Source organism: Arthrobacter sp. UYNi723, assembly GCF_054057635.1.
On the sequence record NZ_JBSRZM010000054.1, the window covers coordinates 1 to 9,329 of the forward strand.

The following is a 9,329-nucleotide window of genomic DNA, read 5'->3' on the forward strand; positions in this document are numbered from 1 at the left end:
AACGATTCGGCCGCGGCCTGGCCATCCTTCAGGATGGCCGCGGCCCGGGAAATCTCGTCGCGGGAGAGCGGATCGAGAGGGTGTGCTACCCCAACCTCGGTGTGGATTTCAGTGGTGAGAGTCATGGTTTTCTCCTTGGTTCTTTCTTGAGGATGAGATCCCTACGGCCTGATAGGCGAATTGCCCCGTGACATGGGTGGCGTTTTGCGAATACTTGGCAGTCCACTCATATGCTTGAAAGCTGCCTGGAGGATGCCGGGCCTTGCCGGCGGAGCTCAACTCTGAACTCCACGGACGTGATGCCGGTCACGTGTTCCTCTTGCAGCCAAGCTACGTGAAATAAATCATTTAGTCTAGCTTTTTTTATGCATATTCTTTTATTGCCTGTTTATGGCGCGATGCCGGGGTTTAGCGGGCGAGCAGCCAGTCAGATGCAGCTTTGCGGTAGCGGATGATGCCCTTGTATTCGGCCATGTCGTCCGGTAGTTCGGCCAGCACATGGCCCATCTTTTCCCGCCACGCAGGTACCCGGGCAATGTCGGTGAGCGGCAGGAGATGGGTCCGGACCAGGAACAGCAGGGCACCGGAGTGCGGGAGCCGGATCAAATGCTGCACTTCCACCCGCAGGTGTAGCTTCTCCGGCATGGCGGGATCGTCGGCTATGGTGCTGCGGTCGGGGCCCCATTCAGGGTACGTTTCCGTGGAGGTATCCATACGCCGGCCTATGGTCATCGTCCAGTTGGTCCGCCGAAATTGTTCCCCGGGCTGCAGGCGCAACAGGAACTGCTCGGCCCGGCTGGTGATGCGTTCTTCCTTCACCCGCGGGACGGGATGGTGGATTTCAAGAAAGTTCATGCCGACGTCGAAACCGAATGACCAGTCGGCGGCGAAGGTGACCAGGCCGGCATCAAGCCACAACGTGTCTTCGCGGATATCAAGAAGAATGATGTCGTCCTGGATCTGGGTGCCGAGGAACCGCAGTGGCCCCTCCGGCAGCGAGCTGTCGTCTCCGACGGTGAATTCCACCTCGAGGTTCTGCAGACCGTTACGCCAACGGCAGATGTTCCCTTCCCGGTGGAAAGACATCGTATCCGGGTAGTCTTCGGCCATGGAGGACAGCAGGGTGGTGAGGGCGTCCCACACCGCCGTTCGCATGTGGGGGAGGACATTCACGCGGGAAGGGTCGCGTGTCAGCACCTTGGCGCGCTCGGCCAGTTCATCCAGATAGTGTTCGTCGATGTCCACGAGATGGGCGCCCCAGGCGCCCGCCTCTGTCGGCGCTGTCTTGGTGGCTGGTTCGACGTTTGCGCTGTACCGGTAGGTGTCAGAGGCAAAAGGAAAGGGAAAGCGCCTGATCCGTTCCGGGAGGAGGGCGGCGTCAGGATCGGTTTCGATGATCGTGCTACTCAAAGGTCCAACTCCAATTCTGGGTCGTTGCTACGCGAAACGCAGCACATCATTATGGTGTTCGCGGCCTTTTCCTGCTCGGATAGGTAAAGATCCCGGTGCTGGGGTGCGCCGCGAAGCACCGGCAGGACGCATTCGCCGCAGATGCCTTTTCGGCACATATTGGGGATGCTTTGCCCTGCTGTTTCAAGGGTCTCCAGCAGCGAAACGCCGGCTGGAACTTCCAAACGAACGCCGCTGCGTGCCAGATGCACCGTAAAGGGTTCGCCCGCGTCCAGTTCAGCTGCGCCAAAGGCTTCTGAATGGAGCCGGGCGGATGACCAGCCATGGCCTCGGGCCTCTTCCAGGACCGCATCCATGAAGACAACCGGACCGCACACGTAGAGGTGGGTTCCGACGGGCTGCGTTATGAGCGCTTCCGCCAGAACGTTTTGGAAACTGCCCCGGTCAGTGCACTCGACCAAAGCGGTCAGCCCGGGCCCGAGCAGTTCCCGCGCTTCCGTTACGTGGGCGCCGGCGTCTGGCCGGTGCACGTAGATCATCGTTGCTGTGGAGCCCCGTTCCACCGCGGCCCTGGCATGTGAAAGAATCGGCGTGATCCCGATTCCTGCAGCAACAAGCAGATGATGCGTCGCTGTTGATGCGGGAGCAAAAGCACTCCGGGGGCGCGCAACATTAACACGATCACCGACGCAAAGCCGGTGCATGGCTAAGGAGCCGCCGGCTCCTTCGCCGACCCTCAGGACAGAGATGCTGTATTCGGACGGTGCGTTGCCTGAGCCTGTCAGTGAGTATGCATTGACGCCGTTTCCCCATTGGACCACAAGGTGGCTCCCCGGGACGTAGGAGGGCAACCTTCCACCTTCCGGGGCAGCCATCGTGATGCTGACAATCGATTCCGTCTGGCGGCTGACGTTTGTCACCTCCAGCTGGAGGCCTCCTTCCACCGCCGGGTGGACGCGGGGCTGGAGCGCTATGGCGGTCATGCTGCCTCCTCGGCGTGGGCTGAGTAGCCCAGGTATGCGCCTCTTCGTCGGGAAAAGTGATCAGCGATGGTCAAGGTGGTGGCGCATCCTTGACACTTCACCTCGGTGCCGGCTGCTTCATCAACGGTGGTGGTAAGGCAATGCGGGCAATAAACAAACCGGGGTCCGGTTTCCTGGAGCAGGAGCGTTACCTCATCGCCCAGAAGTCCGCAGTCTGCGGCGGCTGCTGCGGCTGCACGGATATCCGTCGGAGGGCCTGCGAGTATCAGACGGACGCCTACACGGGAACCGCTGAACACAGACTTGAGTTCCGAGAGGCTCTCGGCGGTTGCCGATTCGAAATGGAGATCGTACCGGGGCTGGCCATTGGTGTCTGGAAGTGCGGTGTCATCTGAGGATCCGAAAGATACACAGATGACACCGCGGAAACCAGGTTCCAGGCCGTTGCCGGCTGCTGGCGGCATGGACGCGGAACGCATGGTCGGTCTTACGGTGCGAAGGTGCGGTCGCCGGCGAAGAACCCCAGGCCGTACTCAGGGGTTTCAAACTTGACGGTTGTGCCCTTGGGGAAGAACAGCACGTCGCGCTCCTTCGCGTGCGTCACTTCGCCCGTGGTCTGGTCCGTGAGGATGAATTCTCCCTTGATGACGACCTTCATTTCGTCGTAGGTGTAGGTGTACACCAAGGGCTCCGAGGCCTTCAGTTCGAAGAATCCGGCGCACATGACCGACCCCTCCGGGTTATGGAGGGAATCGCCGATCGCGGCGACCGTCCCCGGCTCGTCCATGGACGGGAGGCCGATGAAGCCGTTCTCTACCTTGTGGATCGATCCGGCCTTGGTCAGTGTTCCTACGAGGGTGGTTTCCATGGTGTCTCCTTTGACTAGTGGTGTGTAAAAGATGGGGTTCCGGGAGGGGCCGTCCTCAGGGGTAACCAACTGAGCTCTAATCCGAGCCCTTGCTGGTGTGATGCGAGTCACGCTCCTCGTCCCATCTGCAAAGCTACGGTACTTAATTCATCTAGTCCAGTCTTTTTTAGAAAATTACGCCTTGGGATTTAGTGTTTATTTTGCGTGGGAACTATTGACACGTAGGGAACCACCGGAAAAGCGCAACGGTGGATGCCGGGCCCTCGTAAGGGCCCGGCATCCACCGTGAAACAAGCGTCTACCACTGTCCGTCCTGGTGCGCCGGGCTAGAACAACGCCTGTACTACCCCGTCATGCGTCAACCCGGTGGACATGATCGGGACACGTGTGCAGGACTCTTCCGGCGGAATCCCCGGCCGGCTACGTCACCTGGGATTTGGAACCGGTCGAAGGTCCCCGGCGTCGTGGTCTGAAGATGGAGCAGTGGCTGCTTTGTCATTCAGCCGACGGGATTCACGCTGGGTATACAACCAGATGGGTAAATAGAGCGATAGTACGAGGAAACCAACCCAGGTTGAGGTCCAACCGACCTCCAGGCTGTTCAGGTACACCACGCCCACCAGGCATAGGGGTAGATTGAACAGGCCAAAGAGCAGGGCAACCTTTTTCCAGCCCTTGGGTGCTTTGAAGGGCCGTTCGAGGTTGGCGAAGGACGGGTGATTCTTAGCCCTGACATATGCGAACAGGCTGATGCCGTTGGCGCAGGTGTAACCAATTGCGGACGCTGCAAGTATTGCCGCCGGCGTTCCCATCGAAATCAGTACCAGGTTGAAGGCCCCGATGACCAGCATCGCGACAAACGGAGTGCCCTGGCGGTTTGTCTTGCCGAAGACCCTGGGGAGGTTGCCTTCGCTCGACATGGAGTGCATGGCGCGGGAAGAGCCCAGATAGGCCGTCTGGATGATGAGGATCATGGCGGCGATCAGCATGATGATGGTGATCATGGTGCCTGCCTGGCCAAAGACGGCCTGGGCCACTGGAATCAGGGGCGACAGGGGCTCGGCCAGTACACCCTCAACACCAAGCACGCCGATCACCGCGGATTGCACTAAGACAAATGAGAAGAAGCAGATGATGCCGCACGCATAAAGCGCTTTGGGGACATCCCTGGACGGGTTCTTGTATTCGGGGCCGTAAATGGCTGCCGTTTCCCAGGCGCAGGCACTCCACTGAGCGATCGCAAAGATGCCAAAGAGAATCAGGATGTGGTGCATGTCCCAGGCCCAGTCGGCCGGCATCCAGCTGCCGGTGATGTTTGACATGTCGACTTTCCCGGTCGCGAAAGGCGCCACGGTCAGGACAACCAGGGGTATAAGAGAGAACGCAGCCAGGATGTAGCCCAGTTTGGCGCCGTCCTTGAGACCGAACCAGTTGACGATGAACAACCCGGTGAAAATCACCAGGCCTGAGATCAGTGCGAGCTGGTACTCGGTGAATGTCTCGGCCAGAGCCGGAAACAGCCCATGCAGGTAACCGCCCACCAGGATGGAAAAAATTGCCAGTACAGGATTCCAGGCGAACCAGTAGCTCCACGCACTGAAGCCACCGATCAGCTTGCCCTTGTCGTACTTGCCCTTGTAGTTCTCCGTCCGGAATACATGCTGGGCGAACCCCGGCAGGCCGGAAGCCTTGGGGAACGTCGTGGCCATCTCGGCATACGCGGTGCTCTGCATAAAACCCTGAAGGACCGACAATCCCCAGATGAGAATTGCTGCGGCGGACACATACATCGGCAGATAGCCCAATGAGGGCAGAATCAGCAAGGGCACACCCAGCGCAATGGCCAAACCCTGCTTCCAGTCGATCGACCGTTCCAGGTGATCGGTGCCGTCTGAACGATTTTCACTCATAAAATCTCCCTAAAACTACTCTAGTCGTCTCTGACTTCTTCGTTATGGAACTCTTTTTCTTGAATCTTCCAGTGGCGGTGCAAGAACACACCTGTCCAGCCCGGCATGTGGTATCACGGCGCTATCCGGCAGCACGATCTTGCAACTGCATGAAGGTCCGGACGGCGGACTGGCAAGTAAAACGAGGCAGGCTCCGGTGCGCGCAGTGGTAGCGCCAACGTGCTAGGCCGACTGGTGCGGCAGGGGGGTCGCTCGCAAAAACACCTTCAGAGTTGAGCTCTCGTGACGTGGACAAGGGTGATGTCCGAGCCCGGGAAATTCTTCCTCTGGTGCCGAAAGACTCGTGACTGCTCCGAGGTATGGCATGTGAAACAGATCACCCACAGAGGTTACAGCTTAAAAGCTCTATTGCGATAGCTTTTATTCGCCGAACTTTTTCCAGCTTCGGTGCAACCGACGTTGACCCGTGCCTGGGAAAGTTCGCACCTAGACAGCGAAAATCAGGGAAAGCCCAAGGTGTGGGACGTCCAGGGCCATCCGATGCTGGTCGGGAACACCGGATTTAATCCGCTCACCAACGAGGTATAAACCGGTGTTGCCGAGAATGACGCGGTTGCTGGCATTGACGAGGGCCGCATCTCCGGGAATGGCGCGCAGAGTGGGCATGATGAGGGGTTCCAGGTCCCTGATCCGGATGTCGCATGCAGCCACGCCCGTGAAACGCCCGTGAACAGAAAGCGGGGCCGCAAATGTCAGGATGTATTCCTCGAAGCCGAGGAAGTCCACATATGGCCCCCATACACTCTGCTCACCTGTGGAAGCGGCGGTGGAAAAGAACGGCAGCTTCTCATAGTCGTAATATCGGCTGCTGCCTGGAGTCATGTCGAGGTCGAGCCTGCCGATGGTGCCGTGTTCCTTGCGGGCCCACCAGTCCAAAGCCGGCACCCCCTCCTCGATGGTTTCCACGGCGAAGAAGGTCCCGGCCCCGGCTGCGTAGCTGTTCTTCGTCAGGAAATCCCGGGGATATTCATCCAATCCCTTGAGGACCGCCTTGCCTGCTTTGGACTTGCCGGCGAGATTTCGTTCAAGGAGGGAAGAAACGTCGCTGGAGAGCTTTTTGACCTCCGTGCAGACGCCGCTCATCCAGGAAGAAAGGTCAGATGCAGCATGTACGACTTCAACGGTGGGCTTCATTGACCATCCTGGTTTGATTGGGCATAGCCGAGGGTCAGTTTCTGGTCTATCAGATGAAAAATGTTCCGCCTGATGTGATCAAGGATAAGGTTTTGGGCCTTCTCCGGCTGGTCTTGGGCTACTGCCCGGACCAATTCCAAGTGTTCTGCGGTTGCCTGCTCGGGGTCAAATGCCACCGTGAGGGGAGTCCAAAGCTGCTGGACTGTTTCTTCCTGAAGCCGTATTTCCGCGTTGGCGAGCCTCGGCGATTGTGCGGCTATTGCCAGCTCGATGTGGAAGCGGCTGTCAGCAGGTGCACGCACTTCGGGGGTGTCGGCCAGAATTAATGCCCGCGCAAGTTCCTGAAGGCGCTCGAAGTCGTGTGCTTCTGCGCGCTCACAGGCCAGACGGACGGTGGTGGCTGCTATAGCGGAATGTTCGTCACCGATGTCACGTATTTCCGAAATTGACGTCGAGAGGAACCAATCCCGGATGACGTCCTTCTGCGTACGAGGCTGGTTGACCACGAAGGTTCCCCCACTTCGGCCCCTGCGGGTCTCGACGATCCCCCGCTCGCGCAGTTCCCCCAAAGCTTCGCGAAGAGTGGCGCCGCCAACCCCAAACATTTCCGAGAGGGCCGCTTCGGGTGGCAAGCGTTCGCCCACTTTAAGCAGCCCAAGGCCGATGGCTTTGGTAATTCTGTCCACAATCGCATCGGCCCTCTCGATTTCGGGCAGGGACCGATAAATCTGGGACTGGATTGATGACGGCGAGGCCAAAAGTCTGCGCTCCGGAAAATGGGTACGGGTCGATCAATGACAAGCAGTCCGGAGAGTACGTGAGTGGACTTAACTCGTTCTCCAGAGTCTATGCAATGAATCCTTCAAAACTGCGGCTTTTCGGCACTCGCTAGCCTGCGGCTCGGCACCACCAATCCTAAAGTGTAGTCAGAACCGTCAAAAAACAGTGTTACCCCCGCCCTTTCGCTTCGGGAGTATGGATACCAACCACAAAGCATCGTTCGACCGGATCCCGGCCGACGACCGAATGGAAGGGACAAAACGTGACTCCGACAGTAAATACAACGCTCACCGGATACAGCACCACCGGTGACATTGTCCGGAATCTCGCTCTTGTACAGGACGAGATCGCGGACACAGCGGCCAAGATCGACGAGCAGCAGATCGCCGACGTGGCCCGCCACCTTAGCCATCCTGGCCGGGTGTTCGTCGCCGGAGCCGGCCGAAGCGGGCTGGTGCTGCGGATGGCCGCCATGAGGCTGATGCACCTTGGCCTGAACGTCCACATTGCCGGTGACACCACCACGCCCGCAATCGCCTCCGGTGACCTGCTCCTGGTGGCCTCGGGATCGGGAACGACCTCGGGAGTAGTCAAGTCAGCAGAAACAGCGGCGAAGGCCGGAGCGCGGATTGCCGCGTTCACCACCAGCGCGACTTCACCTCTCGCCGGGCTTGCTGACGCTGTGGTGATCATTCCCGCCGCGCAGAAGACCGATCACGGCTCCAGCGTTTCGCGCCAGTACTCCGGGTCGCTCTTCGAGCAGGTACTGTTCCTCGCCACTGAAACCCTGTTCCAGTCCCTGTGGGACAACACCGACGTACCGGCCGAAGAGCTCTGGCTCCGCCACGCCAACCTCGAATAACCGAACCACAATTTTTCACACCCACTGCAGTTCCCAACAGAAAGAAAACAACACCATGAAACTCCAAGTTGCTATGGACGTCCTGACCACCGAAGCCGCCCTCGAACTGGCCGGTCAGGTCGCCGAGTACGTCGACATCATCGAACTCGGCACCCCCTTGATCAAGGCTGCCGGCCTCTCCGCCGTCACCGCCGTCAAGAACGCCCACCCGGACAAGATCGTCTTCGCTGACATGAAGACCATGGACGCCGGAGAACTTGAAGCCGACATCGCTTTCAAAGCCGGCGCCGACCTGGTCACCGTGCTCGGCTCTGCCGACGACTCCACCATCGCCGGCGCCGTCAAGGCAGCCAAAGCCCACAACAAGGGCATCGTCGTTGACCTCATCGGCGTGGCAGACAAAGTCACCCGCGCTAAGGAAGCCCGCGCTCTGGGTGCCAAGTTCGTAGAGATGCACGCCGGTCTCGACGAGCAGGCCTTGCCGGGCTTCGACCTGACCGGGCTGCTCCGCGCCGGAGCAGAAGCGCGCGTTCCGTTCTCCGTCGCAGGCGGCGTGAAGCTCGCCACCATCGAAGCAGTCCAGAAGGCCGGCGCCGACGTAGCCGTCGTCGGAGGCGGCATCTACAGCGCGGCCGACCCCGCACTGGCAGCCAAGCAGCTCCGCGCCGCCATCAACTAACCAGCCGGAATGTCATGCCCGTACTGCCCGCGGAGATACGTCACCGCGGGCAGTACACGTTCGGTGTAAGAACCAAGAACACAACACACCCCAAGGATGAGGGGTTTGGCACATTGGGGGATCCGGATCCCTGGAAAGGAAGCTGTTCATCATGCGTAGTCAGGCCACACACAATTTGGAAGTCATCGTTACCGAGCCTGGTCGGCTTTACGAGTTGCTCGACCATGCAGAGGCCGCGCTCCGCCAGGTAGCGACGCCTCATTGCTATGCCGGCATTCTGGTCACCCGCCATGATCCCAGCCGGTACACCCTCGCACTCAGTGACACCGTTCCCTATGGGGAGACCCGCGAGCAGATACTCTCGTGAGCGTCGGTCGGCTGCCGCACTGCCTTGCCGAAAGTTAGAAGCAACCATGTCAGTTACTTACGTTGATTCAAGTGTGAGGTCTGGACTTAAGTCTGGCCGCAACCCGTTGCGGGATCCGCGTGATCGTCGCCTGAACCGGATTGCCGGTCCGTCCTCGTTGGTGCTCTTCGGAGTGACGGGTGACCTTGCCCGTAAGAAGCTCATGCCGGCCGTGTATGACCTCGCGAACCGGGGGTTGTTGCCGCCGAGTTTCGCGTTGGTGGGTTTCGGCCGCCG

At 59.5% G+C, this 9,329-nt stretch carries 10 protein-coding genes and 1 pseudogene; 4 read left to right on the forward strand and 7 right to left on the reverse strand.

All coding sequences use genetic code 11. The features are described 5' to 3' along the window. Positions 1-408: 408 nt before the first annotated feature. From ACVWY0_RS21735 to ACVWY0_RS21765, 7 genes are all read right to left on the reverse strand, one after another. Positions 409-1,410 carry a heme-dependent oxidative N-demethylase family protein gene (locus tag ACVWY0_RS21735; protein WP_255482231.1) on the reverse strand — a complete coding sequence of 334 codons (1,002 nt, stop codon included), beginning with the start codon at positions 1,408-1,410 and terminating at the stop codon, positions 409-411. Beyond that, positions 1,407-2,393 (reverse strand): PDR/VanB family oxidoreductase, encoded by a 987-nt coding sequence (locus ACVWY0_RS21740; protein ID WP_485838541.1) that lies wholly within the window; start codon positions 2,391-2,393, stop codon positions 1,407-1,409. The genes ACVWY0_RS21735 and ACVWY0_RS21740 overlap by 4 nt, the downstream gene beginning before the upstream one ends. Further along, positions 2,390-2,872 (reverse strand): dimethylamine monooxygenase subunit DmmA family protein, encoded by a 483-nt coding sequence (locus ACVWY0_RS21745; protein WP_485838542.1) that lies wholly within the window; start codon positions 2,870-2,872, stop codon positions 2,390-2,392. Before ACVWY0_RS21745 ends, ACVWY0_RS21740 begins: the two co-directional genes overlap by 4 nt. An 8-nt stretch (positions 2,873-2,880) precedes the next feature. Continuing rightward, positions 2,881-3,261 (reverse strand): cupin domain-containing protein, encoded by a 381-nt coding sequence (locus tag ACVWY0_RS21750; RefSeq protein ID WP_185262135.1) that lies wholly within the window; start codon positions 3,259-3,261, stop codon positions 2,881-2,883. 425 nt (positions 3,262-3,686) lie between these two features. Beyond that, positions 3,687-5,171, reverse strand: coding sequence for an APC family permease (locus ACVWY0_RS21755; protein ID WP_485838543.1), 1,485 nt, complete (start codon positions 5,169-5,171; stop codon positions 3,687-3,689). A 486-nt stretch (positions 5,172-5,657) separates the two neighbouring features. Then, on the reverse strand, positions 5,658-6,365 hold the full coding sequence (locus tag ACVWY0_RS21760; RefSeq protein ID WP_485838544.1) for a cache domain-containing protein: 708 nt from the start codon (positions 6,363-6,365) through the stop codon (positions 5,658-5,660). Further along, positions 6,362-7,051: a FadR/GntR family transcriptional regulator gene (locus ACVWY0_RS21765; RefSeq protein WP_485838545.1), complete on the reverse strand. Its 690-nt coding sequence runs from the start codon at positions 7,049-7,051 to the stop codon at positions 6,362-6,364. The genes ACVWY0_RS21760 and ACVWY0_RS21765 overlap by 4 nt, the downstream gene beginning before the upstream one ends. A 356-nt stretch (positions 7,052-7,407) precedes the next feature. Here ACVWY0_RS21765 and hxlB point away from each other — a divergent pair, with 356 nt between their 5' ends. The 4 genes and pseudogenes from hxlB to ACVWY0_RS21785 all read left to right on the forward strand — a co-directional run. Continuing rightward, the gene (hxlB, locus tag ACVWY0_RS21770; protein WP_485838546.1) at positions 7,408-8,007 is read left to right on the forward strand and encodes a 6-phospho-3-hexuloisomerase; all 600 of its coding nucleotides are present in this window, start codon (positions 7,408-7,410) and stop codon (positions 8,005-8,007) included. 55 nt (positions 8,008-8,062) lie between these two features. After that, on the forward strand, positions 8,063-8,686 hold the full coding sequence (gene hxlA, locus ACVWY0_RS21775; protein WP_185262140.1) for a 3-hexulose-6-phosphate synthase: 624 nt from the start codon (positions 8,063-8,065) through the stop codon (positions 8,684-8,686). A 175-nt stretch (positions 8,687-8,861) separates the two neighbouring features. Further along, the gene (locus ACVWY0_RS21780) at positions 8,862-9,053 is read left to right on the forward strand and encodes a hypothetical protein (RefSeq protein ID WP_485838547.1); all 192 of its coding nucleotides are present in this window, start codon (positions 8,862-8,864) and stop codon (positions 9,051-9,053) included. Between the two features lie 46 nt (positions 9,054-9,099). Beyond that, a pseudogene (locus ACVWY0_RS21785) lies at positions 9,100-9,329 on the forward strand (glucose-6-phosphate dehydrogenase); the annotation flags it as partial.